Consider the following 18,078-nt stretch of genomic DNA (forward strand, 5'->3'; position numbering starts at 1 on the left):
TGTTGAAAAATTGGCGGCCGCTGTCCGCCGCCGTTCCAGAAAACGTTCAACGCGATGACGCGTTTGCAAATGCGTCGACGAGTGCAGCACAAAATGCCGGCAGATCATCAGGACTGCGACTGGTGATACACTGACCGTCGATCACGACTTCCTCATCCACCCAATGACCGCCGGCATTTTCGATGTCCGTCCTGATCGAAGGATAAGAGGTAAGCGAATGACCGGGGGCTATCTTGGCTTCGATCAAAAGCCAGGGCGCATGACAAATAGCCCCGATCGGTTTGCCCGCATCGAAAATTGCCTCGACAAAGGATATCGCTTCGCGGCTGGCACGCAATTTGTCAGCACCCACACTGCCACCGGGAATGACCAGGCCATCGAAAGATGCAGGATCTGCTTCAGAGAAGGTCATGTCGACGGCATATTCGCCACCCGGATCAAGATCATGAACATTGGTGCGTGCCTGGCCAGATTGAAGGCCGATCACTTGAACGCGCGCACCCGCCCTCTTCAAGGCGTTCATCGGCTCCAGAAATTCGACTTCTTCCGTACCGCGCGGAGCGATGAGAAGGGCGATCGTGCGGTCGCTGAGCGACATGGCGACTCCTTTGGAAATAGTTTTTCTGACTGGGTTAGATGAGGGGGTAACGGCCAGAGGCCCTGCAGGATCCGATCGCCCCGTAAACATGCGCTTCGCACCGGCTTGCCATGGCCGACAGGCGGCTGGCGCAGAGGCGGACAGGTCTTCGCCCGCCGACCCCAGCGGAACAGATCGTCAACCACCCCGTTATCAGACACAGCGCTACATCATCGTCACGAAGGGTCTTATGACGGCAACGCAAATCGCCGAGACTCCGCACAAGCTGACTGACACAGCATTCAAGCGGGAACTCACGCTGGTCCTGCCGCAACTCAGAGCTTTTGCCCGCAGTCTGTGTGGCGATCGCGATCTTGCCGACGACCTGGTTCAGGAAACCATGCTGAAATCCTGGAACGCGCGGGGGCGGTTCATACCCGGCACCAATTTTCGCGCATGGACGTTCACTATCCTTCGCAATCACTATTTCAGCCTCAGCCGGCGCAGCAAATTTGTCGGGGCGTGGGACGATCTTGTCGCAGACAGACTACTTGCCGCGCCCGCGGAACAGTTGCAGATTGTCGAGCTATCCGATGTCGTGCGCGCTCTTGCGCAGGTTCCCGTCCCTCAACGTGAGGCACTCATATTGGTCGGGGCGGGTGGCTTTTCCTACGAGGAAGCCGCGACCATCATGGGCACTGCGATCGGCACGGTCAAAAGCCGCGTTGCTCGTGCTCGCACGGCGCTCGAAGCTTTGATCAACGATGGCCAATTAGCCCAGTCCCGATCGGAATTCGAAGCTGATGAGAATGTGACAAACCTGTTTTCTGTCATCGATGCCATTGAAGATCGGCAGCCGGCTGGAGAGCCGGGTGAGGCTATGACCCGTCTCGTTGCCTGAAGGGCTGCATTCACTTGGCCGGGCGATGCAGAACGCGCTTATCCGTCTGCGACGACTCGCCAGAGTTACGCTGACCGCCATCGCGCCAATCCTGAACCGGCGCCGCCAGCCTCTCGGTTCGTTCGAGATGCACCTTGTCCTGTATTTAAAGAAATAGGCTGCCAGAAGAGCCGAAGGCCAAGAAGGCAAATTCCGGAAATTGCGTTATGTGCGAACCCAAAGACTGATCGAGCCGCCGGGCACCTTAAGGATGATGCTTCCCTTTTCATCAGCGATTATCTCTTCACCATGATGGCCCAGAAAATCATGGAAAGATGCCCCTGCATGCTCCGGTCCGAGCTGGACCGATTTGCTCGCCTCTTCGCCATTTGACACAAGCAGGACACATCCTGGCTGATCCTGGGTGCCACGGCGTATGACACCGACACAATGTGGATCATCAAACAGATCGCTTTGCGGTCCATGGGCATAGAGTTGCCGTGCTCTGAGCAACTGAGGCAGACATGCCACCGGCTCGATGACGATCTCATGCGCGTGCCCATCGCCACCTTGATCGGCATATCGTGCGCCGAAAAGATCGGGATAGAAGATGCATGGGGTGCCCTGTTCGCGGATCAGGATCAAGGCATAGGCCAGGGGTTTGAACCAATCCTCCACGGGTGCTTCAAGAGCCTGGAGCGGTTGGGTGTCGTGATTGCCGACGATCGTTACCGCATGATCCGGGGCGGCATGCAGCAGCGAACCATCGAAGATCGTTCGCAGGTCAAAATCGCCGCCGGCTCGGGCCGCATCGTGAAAACGATGGAGAAGGCCGACATCGAAAAGCATGAGTTGTCGATCGACCATGTCCAGATATGCTTGCAGGACCGTCATGTCGGGATGCCAATATTCGGCGACGACAAACAGCGCGTCGCCGACGCTTTCGCGCATGTGCCCTACCCAATCGCGGAAAAACCATGCAGGGATATGCTTGGCTGCATCGAGACGGAATCCGTCACAAGGCAGTTGATCAGCCAGCCATCTGCCCCAATATTTGAGCTCTTCATAGACCGCCCGGTTCCGAAACTCGACGTCTGATCCCATCAGATAGTCAAAATTGCCCTTTTCGTCGTCGACCTCGATATTCCATTCCCCATCACCATATTCATTGACGAGCCGGAACACGCCATCTTCATCCGGTTCTTCAATATGGTCGACGCCGGTGAAGCATCTGGCATCCCAGACAAACTCTGAATAGCGCCCCTGGCGTCCAGGGAAAACGTAGCGGGTCCAGGCGCGAGCCTGGAATGCTTGGTCTTCCACTTCGTCCCGATTATCGGGATTGGCCCTGCGAACATGGACCGTTTCCATCTCGTCCGCGCCCATTTTATGATTGAAGACAACGTCATGAATGACGCCAAGGCCAACGTCGTGCAGCGCATGCGCCGCCCGTTCCAGCGCGGCGCGATCACCATATTTGGTGGCTATGGATCCTTTTTGATCGAATTCGCCCAGGTCAAAAAGATCATAGCTGTCATAGCCTACGGAATAGCCGCCTGCAGCCCCTTTATAGGCCGGGGGTAGCCAGACGTCCGTCACACCCAACTCCTTGAGATCCTCCGCTTTTTGAGCGACCTCGTCCCAGAGCTGGCCTCCATCAGGATAGTACCAGTGGAAAAACTGAAGCAGCGTGCGTCCGGCCATGAAAGCTCCCGTTCCAACATAAGTCGCTGCCGCTAAACGAGCGCATGGGACAGGAGTTGCAGAGTCCTAATTGCTTGCCGATTTTGCGCGGGGCGCTTCGCGACGGCTGCACAAATTCGAGCCATAGAAAGCGTGTGCCGCTTGCTCATGATTCCCGTTTGGGGGCTGCAAGAGGAGAAAATCCGGAACCACGTCGCTCCACGGGAGATTAGAGCGACTATGGAGAAGTGAGAGGAAGCATCATGTGGATATTCATCCTGGCTATCGCGGCAGCCGCGCAGCCGCAGGCCACGACTATGCAAGGCAATGGTCACCACGCGAATGATGCGCGGCGCACGCAGGAGGAGCAGTCCAAAAACCAGCCGATCCACGGTCAGGAGGCGCAGCCCGACGACCGCGCCCTGGGCGAACGGTCGGGACCTGAGGAGGATCGGAATGCTGACGGAGCCTTGATGCCCGGCGCGCCAGGAACGAACAATCCGACCATCCCCGACGACGCCTGAAAATCTCCGCCTTCAGGGACATCTTGCGACGGCCTGAGGCGCGTGGTCAGGTGCTGCGCGGAAATGGTGGCGGAGCGCTACGCAAAAATTGGGCTCATTCGGCGAGCAGCTCGAGTATCGTATCTCTCAGGGCCGCGGGCGAACAGGGCTTCTCGCACACCGCAGCCTTGGAATAGCGCCGCTTGAGATCCGAGGCGTCGGCATGCCCGGAATGGAATATGATTGGAACGCCCGCTTTTTCGAGCAAATCAGCCGCCGGAAAGACCTCGCCATCCTGCAAACGCACGTCGAGCACAGCGCAGGACGGCAGTTGCGCAGTGACCGCCGCGACAGCATCCTTAACAGAGATGTAGGGGCCGTCGACCGAAAAGCCCTGAGCTTCAATGATGTCCTGTACATCGAAGGCAACCAGGAGCTCGTCTTCAACCAGCATGATCGTCTTAGGCATCGGCCAGAACCTTGTCCGGCAGGGTAAGGCTTATCGTGAACATGTCGTCGCTAATATCTCTCTCCACATGCCCGCCCAATTGTCGGGATGATGTCTGGACCAGCAGGGTGCCAAATCCGCTCCCAACGTCGCCATCCTCGCTCAGTGCGTCCCGGCGCGTTTCGCTCCACGTCAACTGGAGATCATGGTCAAGTTTCCAAACGATGTTCAATCTCCCATCGGAGGCCCCCAGAGCCCCATATTTGACCGAATTGGTCGCCCATTCATGCAGCATCAACGCCAGGGACGAGAGGCAGGAACGCGCGATGAGGATTTCAGGTCCACTGATCGAGATTGCTGCATGATCCCGATAGGGTTCGATGGTTGTCCGAACCAACTCTTCCAGATTGATGGCCTGTACTTCCCCCGTTGGCGAAGCAAGGGAATGCGCACGTCCCAAGGCTGCAATACGCTCCCTCAGATCGGCGGCGTAGGCACGCACATCATCATGAATCCGCGCCCCAGCGGAGACCATTCCGCCCACGATCGCGAAAAGATTCTTCACGCGATGATTCATTTCGCGCAGCATCAGTTCACGCGTCTCGGCGAGCATATATTCCGACGTTACATCGATAGAGACGCCGACCAGATGACGGACTGAGCCATCGCTCACGATCCTGCCGAAACTCTTGATGCGACGCGTTTGGCCGTTCTCGACGACGCGATAGCTCGCTTCGAAATCGCCCCCTTGCGCGACAACTTCCGCCAATGCTGCATCGAAAGCTTCACGGTCGTCGGGATGCAGTCGCGCCAGGCGCCGGTCACCATCGGTCGAAGCGATGTCGGGCGCTATTCCCAGGATGGAACGCCCATGGTCGTCGATGATCGCCTCACCCGTGTCGACATTATATTCCCATGTTGCAACGCCGCCGGCCCGAATGGCCATACCAAGGCGCTCACGTTCGGCCGCAAGATCGCGCTCGAGAGACAATGCGTCAGTGATGTCCGTAAGGACGAGCGTCGCGCCGTCCGTTGATCCGCTCTGGGTTCTGTAAGGCAATGTTCGAAGCGAAAGGGTTCTCGCGCCATCGCGGGTCGTGACACGCCTCTGGATCACAGGATGCCCCTCTGACACGGACCGTGCATCATCAAGATAGAGCGTCCCTGCAAGGCGTGACGTGACATCCTCCAATGGTCGTCCGCGGTCGCTGGGCTGAAGCGGGAAAAGCGCCGTCGCAGCTTCGGTATAGCTTCTGATCTGAAGTTTTCCATCGAGCACAATCACTGCCAGATCGGTCGACTCGAAGAAATTTCGAAGGTCGGAATTTGCAACAGTCAGCTGGTCAACTTTTGATTTCAGCTCATCATTTACGGTTGTGAGCTCCTCGTTGGTGGACTGAAGCTCCTCATTCATCGACATCATTTCTTCGTTGGAACTTTTCAGTTCCTCATTCGCCGTCTCCAATTCTTCGACAGCGGTACGCAGGCGGTGCCGCGTGACACGAAGCTCGTCCTCCAATGCATCGAGATGATCATCGCTTGCGTCCAGTTCGCCGACATCCTGATCAAGCGCCGGGCGGAAAGGTGCGGTGTCGCGGAAAACGAAAAGTAGCGTGCCATCGGTCAGTGGATCGCAGATGACATCGATCTGCTGCATGCCATATTCGGACATGACCTCCACATCACGCGCAACGACCCGCTTTCGACTGTCGCGCGCCTCGCGCAGTAGCGGCCCAAGAACGTTGCGAAGCCCAGCACGGGCAAGACCAATCGCGCTCGAGCCTCCCGTCCGTGTGACCGGAAAATCAAAATAGCGGCCGAGCCGACCATAGGCAGAGATTATGGCGCCATCCTGATCTAGCACGAGACTAGCGGGCGTATAACGCTCGACGAGGCGACGGACCGCTATGGTCTCATCGCTTGCCGACCGACCCGACGGCCTGTTGCCGGAACCTGTTGCGGGTTGATCGCGAAGCCTGCCGCCACCCGGCAGATCGATCGGATAATTGGGTGGCCCAGGCGCGCGTTGGAAAAGGCGCGCCTGTTGATCGATCGCGGGGAAGAGATGCTCGAATCTCCCGACACTTTCGGACGGTCCAAGAAACAGATATCCATTTGGCCGAACAGCATAATGCAGGATCGGCATGACCGTCTGCTGCAGCCGATCATCGAAATAGATGAGAAGATTGCGACAGGAGACCAGATCGATGCGCGAGAAGGGCGGATCCTTGACCAGGCTATGACTGGAGAAGCGGATCATGTCCCGCAATTGGGGAACGATCGTGAACCTTTCTGCGTGAGGGATCGCATATTGCTCGCGCAGCGCCAGCGGAATATCTGCAAGCGCAGACGCAGGATATACTCCTTCGCGCGCAATCTGCAGCATCTGCTCATCAATATCCGTAGCGAAGATCTGCACGGATGCCGGCAGAATATTTCGTTTGCGAGCAGCTTCGGCGAAGAGCATCGCAATGCTGTAGGCTTCCTCGCCAGAGGAGCAGCCTGGAACCCATACCCTGATTTCCTCGCCATCGGCCTGATCGACCAGCGGCTCGATAACCGTGATCCTCAGACGCTCGAACAGATCTGCGTCCCGGAAAAATCGGGTGACGTTGATCAGGAGATCACGAAACAGCGCTTCACATTCGTCCCTGTCGCTTTTTATCCGCGAAAGATAGCTGTGGCCCGACGTGATCCCCAGCACATGCATGCGCCGTTCGACCCTCCTGATAAGGGTCGTGCGCTTGTAACCCGAAAAATCATGGCCCACCGCAGTCCGCAAGGTCTTGCACAGATCATCGACATGATCGGCGACCAGCGCAGCTTCCCGTTCGGGTGCTTCGGCCGTGGCACGGTGCTGGAAAAATCCTTCCAGACATTGAATTATCTCGCTTGGACGTTTGACGAAATCGACCAGTCCGGTTCCCACAGCAGACAGCGGCATGCCATCATATTTTGCCGTTTCAGGATCCTGCACGACACACAGCCCGCCATTTTCCTTCACGGCACGCAAGCCCATGGTCCCGTCAGCGCCGGTACCTGAAAGTATGACGCAGGCGGCGTCCGCCTGCTTGTCCGACGCCAGGGAGATGAAGAAATCATCTATCGGTCTGCGAAGACCGCGAGGCTGCGCGAAGTCGGTCAGTTCCAACATGCCCTGCCGTATGACCAGGCCGCGACCGGGAGGGATGATGTAAACCTTGTCCGCCTCTATCTGCTCACCACCCTCGCACTGGAGAACTTCCAGGGTCGTGTGGCGGTCCAGCAATTGCGCCAGCATGCTCTCATGATTGGGATCAAGATGCTGAACGATGACGAAGGACATGCCGGTCTGGCCACGGGCTGACGCCAGCATTTCGCGCAGGGCCTCAAGCCCGCCCGCCGAAGCGCCGATGCCCACGATCGGCAACCGGCTGGGGTTAGCTGTCTCACCGCTCAAAGGAAATCGCCATTGTCCAGATCGGACAATATGAGCTTGGCCTGCGCTATGGTGGCCACCGTATTCGCGATTGTCATCAGCGAACCTTCAACCACGATCCCGCTTTCCGCGAGGACCGGACTCAATCGGTCAAGCGTACGCTCAAGGTCGAGATCATAATCCGCCAGTCGATCCGGCTGGGTGCGACTGACATCGAATTGAGACGCAAAAATATAGCGCACCTGGCCCGACTGAGCGCGAAGTTTCGTCATGTAGAGAAGATTGACGAAGGGGCGCCCGTCCTTCCGGAAATTGACGATGGACGTCCGCACGTTCGCCTGCCCATCGTCCTGGAGGAAAGACCGTATCTGCGCGCGGGCCTCTTCATTCCGGCTGCGTCCCTGCAAGAACCTGCAATTGCGGCCGACGATCTTGCTCGTCGCATAGCCGGTAAGGTTTCTGAAGCCCTCATTCGTCAACAGCAGCTCATGATCGCCCTCTGCGCGGCCGAGCGACAAAGCCACAGGCGAGCTGTCAAAATAGGTTGCCAGCTGCTCTGGGAGGATTGCGCGCATCAGAACTCCATAAGTTGATCCGCACGCACAACGCCCGGCCCTTTCATCGGCTCCGCGATACCCTTGGCTTATCGTCGAAACAAGCCGACCCGATTGAGCCATGCCGCCATCTGGGCAGAAAATGATGATGTTATAGGTTGGCCTGTTCCTCCTCCGAAAGATCTGCGTCAGGCGGGTAGTAAAGTTCAGCGCATTCCGCGCGCAGGCATCCCCCCTCTATCGAGATATCATCGCGATAGGCTTCTGCTACGAAATCCAGCGTGTCGACATGCCTTGCCTCGAAATACATCTGATGAACATCATGCCTTCCAGCGCCGTAAACGACCCTTCCGACCTTTGCCCAGATCGATGCCATCGTGCACATTCCACATGGCTGAAGCGTCGAATAAAGCGTTGCGCCGCGCAGCTCCATGTCACCGCTATTCTCGCAACCGCGTCTGATCGCCATCATTTCTGCATGGGCTGTCGCGTCGGGCAACTCCTGAGTCTGATTGCGTTCGCCGGCTATCATCCTCCCATCCAGCACGATCACGCAGCCCAGAGGGGAGGTTGAAGGATCAGACCCTTTTGAACGCGCAATCGCGATAGCCTCGCGCATCCATGCTTCGTCTTCGGGCTGAATCATTTGGTCCTCCTCGTCCTGACGCGTTCCTCAGCACTGCTAAGATGTTGGCGCCGCGCACCGACCTCATGTCGGCGCCAGCTGCTTTGGATGTGCCAACGAAATGAATCTGTCGTCCCGGACAGCTCAGCACAGAATTGTCCGCATGCGCACTAATGGAGCGCATGCGGACTTATTAGCTGATCTCAGGCGAGATCGCGGATTTTCGGCTCTCGCGCCCAGTGCCGCTTGGGGCCCTTGTCCAGCAGCATCTCGTTTGGAATGACGCCGTCGTCCTTTTCCACCCCCGCTTTGTCGAGGATGATCTGCGTGCCGGGGCAATGGGCGATGGTCTTGCAGTGGCCATAGGCGTCCATGAACCATTGGACCGCAGCGCCTTGCTTCGACAATATTTCCGCGCTTTGCGGCATCAGCACGGAGGCAATCGCATCGAACAGCACGGAGGGCGAGCCATCGAGCTTGCCGTCCGCTTCGAGCGTTCCGCCCTTGACCTTGAGGGGACCAATTTTGGGCGCAACCAGAAAGACGCTGCCGCCTGCTTTCTCCACGCCCGTCTTGAGCTTCTCTACCATCGCCTTGTCGGAGCCTTCGGCAAACAGAATTCCGACCTTGCGGCCGGCGAAGCCATCCTTGGCATTCTTCTGGATAGAAAGAGCGTCAGAGATGGGCATCTCCACAAGGTCTCGGGCTGCTGGCGCCTTTTCAGGCAGAGCGATCGACAGCCCGTCGGCGACTCGTTGCGCCAGATCCTCGTCAATGTTGCGCAGACGCGAGAGAACCCGAAGCCGCACATGAGGCATCACGACCTTCGACAACTCGAAGACAATGGCCGATGCGATGTGCGCCTGTTCATTCTGGGTCTGCGACAGATAGAACATCCGCGCCTGACTATAATGATCGGCAAATGTTTCGGCACGTATCCGCATCTTGTCAGTGGGATCGTTGCGTTCTCCATTATCGCTAAAGGATGTGAAGCCGGTTTCGGGCGCAACGCGTGGACCACTATCCTCGCCAGCCTCGTTCAGGCTGTTCGGCTCGTAATTGGCGCGCCCCTTGGGGACCAGCATCTGCATCAACCCGTCGCGCTGCATATTGTGGAAGGGGCATTTGGGCGCATTGATCGGGATCTGATGGAAGTTGGTCGTTCCCAAACGCGACTTTTGCGTATCGAGATAAGAGAAAAGCCGCCCCTGCAGCAGGGGGTCATTCGTGAAGTCGATGCCTGGAATGACGTTGCTGGGCAGGAAGGCCACCTGCTCTGTCTCGGCAAAGAAATTGTCGACATTGCGATTGAGCGTGAGGCGCCCGATGATCTCGACAGGAATATCCTCTTCCGGGATCAGCTTGGTTGCATCCAGCACATCATAGGGCTGTTCTGCCGCCCAAGCCTCATCGAAAATCTGCACGCCCAGGTCCCAGGCGGGATAATCGCCGCTGGCAATGGCTTCGTACAGATCGCGGCGATGAAAATCGGGGTCGGCGCCTGCCGTCTTGACAGCCTCGTCCCAGACCTGGGACGCAACGCCCAGAACCGGCTTCCAGTGGAACTTCACGAACTTGCCGTCGCCATCTTGATTGATGAAGCGGAAGCTGTGGACGCCAAATCCTTCCATCATCCGCAGCGAACGAGGAATGGCCCGATCGGACATGGCCCACATGATCATGTGCATGCTCTCGGGCATGAGCGATACAAAATCCCAGAACGTGTCATGGGCGCTCGCAGCCTGGGGATAGCCCCGATCCGCTTCCATTTTCACCGAATGGATCAGGTCAGGAAATTTCATGGCATCCTGAATGAAGAATACCGGGATGTTGTTGCCGACCAGATCCCAATTGCCGGCTTCCGTGTAGAATTTCACAGCAAAGCCGCGCACATCGCGCGGCGTATCAACGGATCCCGCGCCACCGGCCACAGTCGAGAAACGAACGAACACAGGGCAGCTCGCACCCTTCTTCTGGAAAATGCTCGCTTTGGTCACATCGGGAATGGCCTTGGTGCACTCGAAAATCCCATGGGCGCCAGAGCCGCGTGCATGGACTATCCGTTCAGGGATGCGTTCATGGTCAAAATGGAAGATTTTCTCGCGCAGTACGAAATCTTCCAGCAGCGTGGGACCGCGAGCGCCCGCCTTCAGACTATTCTGATTGTCTGCGATCCGATGCCCGAAATTGTCTGTCAGGGCATCACCGGAGCGCTCATCCTGCAACCTCTGCTGCGTCTCCCCGCCTTCTCCGACCATCGTCTCATAATCGGGACTTCCAGCTCCGGGCTGGTGATCGGCAAGACCATTTTCCAGAGCAGCCTCACTCTTGGGACCCGAAGCGGCCATATCAACTCTCCCTGACGCGCATGATAGGCTGCGATTGTCGCAGCAGACAGACCTCTAACCGGAAGCGGGAGGCTGGGTTCCGGCGGGAGGCGAGAAGATGCCCAGAACCAATCTGGATCAATATGATTCTTCCGTAGCGACCGCGCGGCACTGGGACGCGTGATGTCTGCGGCCAGAACTCACCGGAACTTTTCGTGCATATGCCTCTTTTGGCGTGAAGCGCGGCCGATGATGGCGGCATGGGAGCCATAATGACTGTCACTTATCGAGGGCCGCAGATATTGCCGCGTGGGTCGCAAGTTCAGGGCCCGGCCAGGGAGCCATCCGATATCGAGTTGCTTCACGCGATCAGCGTTACGCTCATCGCCGAGAATGATCGGTTCGAACTCTATGGCAAGATCGTGGAGGCCGCTGTTGCCATCACCGGCTCCCAGTTCGGGACGATGCAACTCCTTTGCCCCGCCGATGACCCTTCGGGACATGGGGGGCAACTCCAGTTGCTGGCGCACAGAGGTCTGCCGGCCGAAGCGGTCGGGTTCTGGCAGTGGGTCAGTCCAGCAGCCTACAGCAGTTGCACGCTAGCCCTGAAAATGGGTCAGCGCGCCATTGTTCCTGATTTCGAGAAATGGGCCGATATCGCCGGGACTGCCGACCTCGATGCGTTTCGCGCCGCGGGCATCCGCTCGGCTCAGACAACGCCGCTTCTCTCGCGCACCGGCCGCTTGCTCGGCATGATCTCCACCCATTGGGATCGTCCGCATCATCCTTCCGAGCGGGACCTGCGTCTGCTCGATATCCTCGCCCGGCAGGCCGCAGACCTTCTGGAGCGGACCATCGCGGAAGAACAGCTGCGCCTGCTCAATGACACGCTGGAGGCGCGTGTCGAGGAGCGTTCGCGCGAACTGTCCTCGGCTCAGGATCAGCTTCGGCAACTTCAGAAGATGGAAGCGATCGGGCAACTGACAGGCGGTGTTGCGCACGATTTCAACAATCTTCTCACCATCATCCGTGGGTCGGCCGACCTTCTCGCGACCCGCGAGCTGCCGCCCGAGAAGCAGAAGAAATATATAGATGCCATCTCGGAGACCGCGGACCGTGCGGCGAAACTGACGAGCCAGCTTCTCGCTTTTGCGCGCCGCCAGGCCCTTCGACCAGAGACGTTCAATGCCGCGCGCAAGGTTGAAGCCGTTGCGGATATGCTTCGAACGGTCGTGGGTTCGCGCATTGCCCTTGTTGTCGACCTGATCTGCACCTCCTGTTTTGTCGAAGTCGATGCGAGCCAGTTCGAAAACGCGCTGATCAACATGGCGGTGAACGCACGCGACGCGATGAGTGGAGAGGGACGGATTACCCTGTCGGTTGAAGCGGCAGGATCAATCCCGGCCCGCGGCGGCCTCGCGGCTGCCAGGGGCGATTTCGTCAGGATTTCCGTGACGGATGAGGGCACGGGCATGAGCGAAGGGCAGATAGAACATATATTCGAGCCATTCTTCACGACCAAGGAAGTGGGCAAGGGTACGGGTTTGGGACTGAGCCAGGTCTATGGCTTTATCAAACAGTCCGGTGGCGAGATCGACGTTGCAAGTCGGTTGGGTATCGGGACGACGTTCAGCCTCTATCTGCCGCGGGCTGCCGCGCCACATTCCCTGGAGGATGTCACGCCGTCAGGACGTTGCGCCATCCAGCATGCGAATATTCTGATCGTCGAGGATAATGAGCCGGTCGGAGACTTCGCTTCGCAGCTCCTCGAGGATCTTGGTTACAAGACATGGCGTGCGGCCAATGCTCCTGAGGCGATCGCGGTGCTTGAGCGGTCGCACGCCAATATCGATATCGTTTTTTCAGATGTCGTCATGCCCGGGATCGATGGTCTGGAGCTTGGGCGTCAGATCCGGGCGCGCTGGCCGGAAATCCCCGTGGTGCTCACCAGTGGCTATAGCCATGTCCTGGCTGATGATAGCCGCCATGGCTTTCCACTTCTGCACAAACCCTATTCGGTGAATGAACTGTCCCGACTGTTGGGAGAGATATGCATCGGCGAAGAACGAAAGCGTCAGTCGGCAATTCCTTAACCTGACACCAATTATTGCAAAAATAATTGAAGATAAGATCTGTTGATTAAATAATGAAGACCCAACATTCGGCGGATGATGTTTGGACGAAGAAACCATCGAATGACCTGTTGATTTTCATGTCTAGATCGCGCCTCGAATTGGAAAGGCAGTTATGCTCATTCGTGCTGGCTATGAACTGGTCCTGGAAACCGGTGCTCCTACGCCGTTAATTTCCCTCCTCACGATCCGACCTTCCAGGTTTCCCGATCTTCGCACCCCCCACAGGATCAGGACAGGCGCGCCGATCCCGACCCATGATTACCGTGACAGCTTTGGCAATATCTGCACACGCATGACCCTGCCGGCAGGGCGCACTACCCTGTCATGTGACTTCACCATTGCCGATAGCGGCCTGCACGATCGCCAAAGTCCATCGGCAGTCCAGCATGAAGTTCGGGATTTGCCCTCGGACGTCCTTATCTATCTCATGGGAAGCCGTTATTGCGAGACCGATCTCCTCTGCCAGAAAGCCTGGTATCATTTCGGCCATATCGCGCCCGGGTGGCAGCGTGTGCAGTCCATTGTCGATTTCGTGCACCAACATCTGACCTATGGATATCAATATGCGCGATGCACCAGAACCGCTTGGGAGGCATATAATGAGCGGGTTGGCGTATGCCGGGACTTTGCCCATCTTGCAGTGGCCCTATGCCGGTGCATGAACATTCCGGCACGATATTGCAGCGGATATCTTGGCGATATCGGCGTCGATCCGGTTGATGTCCCAATGGATTTCCACGCCTGGTTCGAAGTGTATCTGGGTGGTGAGTGGCACAGTTTCGATGCGCGGCATCATGTCCCTCGCATAGGGCGCATCCTGATGGCGTGCGGACGCGACGCAGCCGATACCGCTTTGACCACGGCGTTCGGTCCGATGCGACTGGCCTCGTTCAAGGTTCATACTGATGAGGTGATCCAGACCGGACAGCATGTCGACACCTCGCTGACCATCGCCGCCTGACAAGGTCCCTCGATGGGTCTGCTACCCTTGCATGAGGACATGCAGCCCGCTTCTGTCCGTTATGCGCTCACCATGAATGCCATGTGCAGCGCGGCGGTTGGCGAAAGGCGTAACTGGCCGCAACCCGTGGTTCACTCTTGGCAAATCAGCTTGCGCGCTAGGGGCGTTCAGGCGTCGAGAAGATGCCTTGCTCGCATCAAGGCCGTTCCGTCGGGCGCGCGTCCCAGGAAGGCCCGGAAAGACTCCATGGGATCGCGGCTATTTCCTGCAGCGAGTATCTCTTCGCGGAACCGCGATGCGAGACGGGGGTCAAAAATATCACCGGTTGCGACAAAAGCCTCAAATGCGTCGGCATCCAATGCTTCGGACCAGGCATAGCTATAATAGGCAGCCGAATAGCCACCATCAAAGATATGCGTGAAATAGGGAAAGCGATGGCGCAACCCGACCGCGCGGGGCATTGCGAGCGCATCAAGCTGCGCCTCGACAAATGCGCGAGGATCGATCTGCGCGTGCGGTTTCTGGTGGATGGCAAGGTCCAGCAATGCGCAGCCGATCAATTCCACGGTGGCAAAGCCCTGACCATAAGCCTCCGCCTCGCGAATGGCGCTGATCAGATCGTCCGGCATCCCAAGACCGGCGAGCACCTGCGGGCTGACAATCCAGTTCTCCATGAACTTGCTGGGAAACTCCACGAAGTCGCGGGCAACCGCAGTTCCGGATTGGCTGGGGTAGGTGACCCGTGAAAGAAGCCCATGCAATGCATGGCCAAATTCATGAAACAAGGTGCGCGCCTCATCAATCGAAAGGCGGGTCGCACCCCGGTCGGGTGGCGGAGCAGCGGCGAAATTGGCGACCAGATAGACGATCGGGCGCACGTCGCCATCCATCGCTTCTTGCACCCGCAGGCTTCCCATCCAAGCGCCACCATGTTTTTCCGGGCGGGCCAGATAGTCGGTGAAGAGCAGACCCACAATGCTCCCGTTGCTCTCCTTCACTTCCCAGGCCCAGACGTCCGGATGATAGCCTTCTATGTCCGCACGCCTGTAGAAGCTCAGGCCATAAAGTCGGCCGGCTGTGTCGAATGCTGCCTGCCGCACCGCATCGAGCCGCAAATGCTCCGCAGCTGCCGCAGTATCGAGCGCGTAACGGGTGCGTCGTACCTGTTCCGCGTAAAAGCGCCAGTCCCAGGGCGCGAGGCGGAAATCGCCGCCCTCCGCATCGATCAATGCCTGCAGTTCAGCAGCTTCCTGCGCTGCGCGCCGTTTGCCCGGCGCCCACAGCTGGCGCATCAGCGCGCTCGCTGCTGCCGGATCATGCGCCATGCTGTCGGCCAGCGCATAATGCGCATGGTCGGCATAGCCCAGCAGGACCGCCCTCTCCCTGCGCAACGCGAGCATTTCGGCGATGATGGGCCAATTATCATGTTGGTCGCCGTCGCAACGGGCGGTGAAGGCCCGCCATAGGGCCTCGCGCAAGTCGCGCCTCTTCGAAAAGGTCAGAAATGCCTCCAGGTCGGTGCGATCAAGCGTTATGTGATAACGGTCTTGCACCCCCTTCGCTGCTGCTCGCGCCGCAGCCGCCTCGCATATTGCGCTCGGCAGTCCCTCAAGCTCATTCTTCTCCAGATCGAGCACCCAGGCATTTGTTGCGGCAAGCACATTCTGCCCGAATTGAACTGCTAGGGCAGACAGGCGAGCCTCGATAGCGGCAAAGCGGTCCTTGCCAGCCCTCGTCAACGCTGCGCCGCCTCTAAGGAAGCTTGCATAGCTATCCTCCACGAGGCGGACCTGTTCCGGGGTGAGGCCGCTCTCGTGCCGTGAAGCATGGACTGCGAAGACGCGCGCTGCCAATTGGTCATTATGGCTTATGGCGACGGCATGCGCGCTAAGTCGCGCCGAAATCTCAGCTTCCGCCTCGCGGATGGCCAGCGTGCCCTTCGCCGAGGACAGGGCCCAGAACAACCGCCGGACGCGCGCGAGCGGCTCGCCCGACCGTTCCAGTGCGGCAATCGTATTCTCGAAGGTCGCGGGCGCGACCTGCTCGCAAATCGCATCAAGTTCAGCCTTATGCCAGGCGATGCTGGTCGTGACCGCGCGAAGGAACTGGTCATCGCCTATCCGCGCAAAAGGTGGCGCGCCAAGCGGGCCAGTCCAGGGTTGGAGAAGCGGGTCGCTTTGCTCAGTCAAGGGCGGTTACTTCCTGGGTGTGCACCTGAAATCGCACCAGCTTTGCCGGGCCAAAAGCGGTCGTCAAGGCTACGTCGGTGGCGTCGCGCCCGCGCGCCATCAGGATCCGGCCGATACGCGGGCGATTATGGCGCGCATCATGGGTATACCAGGCGCCATCGATATAGACATCGAACCATGCGCTGAAATCCATCGGAGCATCTACCGGGGGCACGCCGATGTCGCCGAGATAACCGGTGCAATAGCGAGCGGGGATATTCATGCAGCGGCACAAGGTTATGGCGAGATGGGCGAAGTCACGGCACACGCCCTTTCGCTCCTGATAGCCATTCCAGGCGGTCTTGTCAGCGCGCGCATGCTGATAGCCAAATTCAATATGATGATGCACGAAGCCCACGATCGCCTCCACCCTTTCCCGCGCGCTGGCCAGATGACCAAATTGAGCCCATGCCACGTCCATCAGACGGTCGGTTTCGCAATAGCGGCTGCCCAGGAGAAAGGGCATGACGGCATCTGGAAGCTCTTCCACCGGCATCTGAGGACCACTGGGCGAGCGCTGGTCGGGATCTCCGCTATCCTCGATCACAAAGTCGCATGACAAGCGCACATTGCCCGGTGGGATGGTGAGCCGGGTGGCGACATTGCCGAATCCGTCCTCGAATTGATAAAGCGGAATGTCGGGCGCCGCTATAAGCCGCTGCGGCGTTCGCAGATCCTGATGGCGCGAGGGATGCAGGCTGAGCATCGCCATCATCGCCGTCCGGTTCTCGGTCGAGAATTCGATATCATAGCCGCACCGGATCAGCATGTCGGGTTCGTTTCCTGATTGCCGGCAAGCCGGCTGTTGATGGCGCCATGGCCGGAGAGCGAGAATGGTTCTGGATCGGCACGACCGACGTTGACGCTCACATCCATCCCCAGAAAGCTTGCAGGCAGGCCGAACCAGGTGCCCGACAGCGGTAGCGCCTGATACGGGTCGCGTGCGATCGCCACGCGGATCAAGCCGCGATTGCCGATGATCCCATTTGTCGGATCGAATTCCACCCAGCCAGATCCGGGCAGGAAGATACGGACCCAGGCGTGGGTGTTGCCACCACCGACCAGCCCTTCGGTGCGCGATGGGTTATAGACATAGCCCGACACGAAGCGGGCGGCGAAGCCCAGCGCCCTGACAGCCTCAATCATCAGCACGGCGAAGTCACGGCAGGTCCCCTGCCGCTTGCGCAACGTCTCCATAGGAGATTGGGTGCCCTTTTCATGTCTTGGCACATAGGTGAAGTCACGCTGGATGCCTGTCGCGATCCGCGTCAGGAGATCGATGGTCGCTGTATCACCATGATTGCTGACGAAACCTCTGGCCCAATTGTCGACGATCCGCTCGGGATCGAGATGGTTTCGTTCGATCGACCGCAACAGATCGGGCATGTCTTCCGACGAATAGGTGAAGGGGAAAAGCCGGGCATAGGGTTCGACGTCGACCTGCTGCTGCGTCAAGGGTGCATGCTCGAGCGTGACCTCGCTCGCGACTTTCAAGTGCGACGTGCGTTTGTCAAACAGAGCAATGGCCACGGAATTTCCGAACACATCATGCAGCCAGCGCAATTCACAAGGTTGAGGATCGATGTCGAGCCGCGCGCGGAGCAATCGCTGGTCGAAGGCCTCACGCGGCCGCATCATGATGCGATGTTCGCCCAGCGACACCGTTTGCTGATAGCGATAAGTCGTCACATGTTCGATTGTGAGCAACGGCATGAAAGGAAGTTCCCAATGGGCAGGGA

The 18,078-nt window shown here is 58.4% G+C and carries 14 protein-coding genes; 4 read left to right on the forward strand and 10 right to left on the reverse strand.

Annotation, left to right across the window (positions count from 1 at the left end):
• Positions 1-46 precede the first annotated feature (46 nt).
• Positions 47-598, reverse strand: a complete 552-nt coding sequence (locus ACUCV3_RS19485; protein WP_010337909.1) for a type 1 glutamine amidotransferase domain-containing protein — start codon at positions 596-598, stop codon at positions 47-49.
• A 229-nt stretch (positions 599-827) separates the two neighbouring features.
• Here ACUCV3_RS19485 and ACUCV3_RS19490 point away from each other — a divergent pair, with 229 nt between their 5' ends.
• The gene (locus ACUCV3_RS19490) at positions 828-1,478 is read left to right on the forward strand and encodes a sigma-70 family RNA polymerase sigma factor (RefSeq protein ID WP_010337910.1); all 651 of its coding nucleotides are present in this window, start codon (positions 828-830) and stop codon (positions 1,476-1,478) included.
• Between the two features lie 204 nt (positions 1,479-1,682).
• On the opposite strand, the gene amyA is transcribed toward ACUCV3_RS19490, so the two are convergent.
• Complete coding sequence (amyA, locus tag ACUCV3_RS19495; protein WP_029547756.1) at positions 1,683-3,161, reverse strand: alpha-amylase; 1,479 nt, start codon at positions 3,159-3,161, stop codon at positions 1,683-1,685.
• A gap of 242 nt (positions 3,162-3,403) precedes the next feature.
• Here amyA and ACUCV3_RS19500 point away from each other — a divergent pair, with 242 nt between their 5' ends.
• A complete protein-coding gene (locus ACUCV3_RS19500; RefSeq protein WP_004209582.1) occupies positions 3,404-3,664 on the forward strand; it encodes a hypothetical protein in 261 nt (86 codons plus the stop codon).
• Positions 3,665-3,758: 94 nt separating this feature from the next.
• Here ACUCV3_RS19500 and ACUCV3_RS19505 read toward each other — a convergent pair whose 3' ends face one another.
• The 5 genes from ACUCV3_RS19505 to ACUCV3_RS19525 form a co-directional block, all read right to left on the reverse strand.
• Positions 3,759-4,112: a response regulator gene (locus tag ACUCV3_RS19505; RefSeq protein ID WP_004209581.1), complete on the reverse strand. Its 354-nt coding sequence runs from the start codon at positions 4,110-4,112 to the stop codon at positions 3,759-3,761.
• A complete protein-coding gene (locus ACUCV3_RS19510; RefSeq protein ID WP_268801464.1) occupies positions 4,105-7,530 on the reverse strand; it encodes a chemotaxis protein CheB in 3,426 nt (1,141 codons plus the stop codon). The genes ACUCV3_RS19505 and ACUCV3_RS19510 overlap by 8 nt, the downstream gene beginning before the upstream one ends.
• Positions 7,527-8,084: a PAS domain-containing protein gene (locus ACUCV3_RS19515; protein WP_010336618.1), complete on the reverse strand. Its 558-nt coding sequence runs from the start codon at positions 8,082-8,084 to the stop codon at positions 7,527-7,529. The genes ACUCV3_RS19510 and ACUCV3_RS19515 overlap by 4 nt, the downstream gene beginning before the upstream one ends.
• 130 nt (positions 8,085-8,214) lie before the next feature.
• On the reverse strand, positions 8,215-8,709 hold the full coding sequence (locus tag ACUCV3_RS19520) for a nucleoside deaminase (RefSeq protein WP_004209576.1): 495 nt from the start codon (positions 8,707-8,709) through the stop codon (positions 8,215-8,217).
• A gap of 182 nt (positions 8,710-8,891) precedes the next feature.
• Positions 8,892-11,036, reverse strand: coding sequence for a catalase (locus tag ACUCV3_RS19525; protein WP_029547549.1), 2,145 nt, complete (start codon positions 11,034-11,036; stop codon positions 8,892-8,894).
• A 251-nt stretch (positions 11,037-11,287) separates the two neighbouring features.
• Here ACUCV3_RS19525 and ACUCV3_RS19530 point away from each other — a divergent pair, with 251 nt between their 5' ends.
• Both ACUCV3_RS19530 and ACUCV3_RS19535 read left to right on the forward strand, forming a co-directional pair.
• A complete protein-coding gene (locus ACUCV3_RS19530) occupies positions 11,288-13,108 on the forward strand; it encodes an ATP-binding protein (protein WP_482241004.1) in 1,821 nt (606 codons plus the stop codon).
• A 154-nt stretch (positions 13,109-13,262) separates the two neighbouring features.
• Entirely contained in the window at positions 13,263-14,111 is an 849-nt protein-coding gene (locus ACUCV3_RS19535) for a transglutaminase-like domain-containing protein (protein ID WP_029547550.1), read from the forward strand.
• Positions 14,112-14,278: 167 nt separating this feature from the next.
• Here ACUCV3_RS19535 and ACUCV3_RS19540 read toward each other — a convergent pair whose 3' ends face one another.
• From ACUCV3_RS19540 to ACUCV3_RS19550, 3 genes are read right to left on the reverse strand one after another with little or no spacing between them, the layout of a single operon-like run.
• The gene (locus tag ACUCV3_RS19540; RefSeq protein ID WP_010336624.1) at positions 14,279-16,300 is read right to left on the reverse strand and encodes a M3 family metallopeptidase; all 2,022 of its coding nucleotides are present in this window, start codon (positions 16,298-16,300) and stop codon (positions 14,279-14,281) included.
• Positions 16,293-17,108, reverse strand: a complete 816-nt coding sequence (locus ACUCV3_RS19545) for a transglutaminase-like domain-containing protein (protein WP_010336625.1) — start codon at positions 17,106-17,108, stop codon at positions 16,293-16,295. Before ACUCV3_RS19545 ends, ACUCV3_RS19540 begins: the two co-directional genes overlap by 8 nt.
• On the reverse strand, positions 17,102-18,052 hold the full coding sequence (locus ACUCV3_RS19550; RefSeq protein WP_482241005.1) for a transglutaminase family protein: 951 nt from the start codon (positions 18,050-18,052) through the stop codon (positions 17,102-17,104). Before ACUCV3_RS19550 ends, ACUCV3_RS19545 begins: the two co-directional genes overlap by 7 nt.
• Between the last annotated feature and the right edge of the window lie 26 nt (positions 18,053-18,078).

It is taken from the genome of Sphingobium sp. VMM, assembly GCF_056790315.1.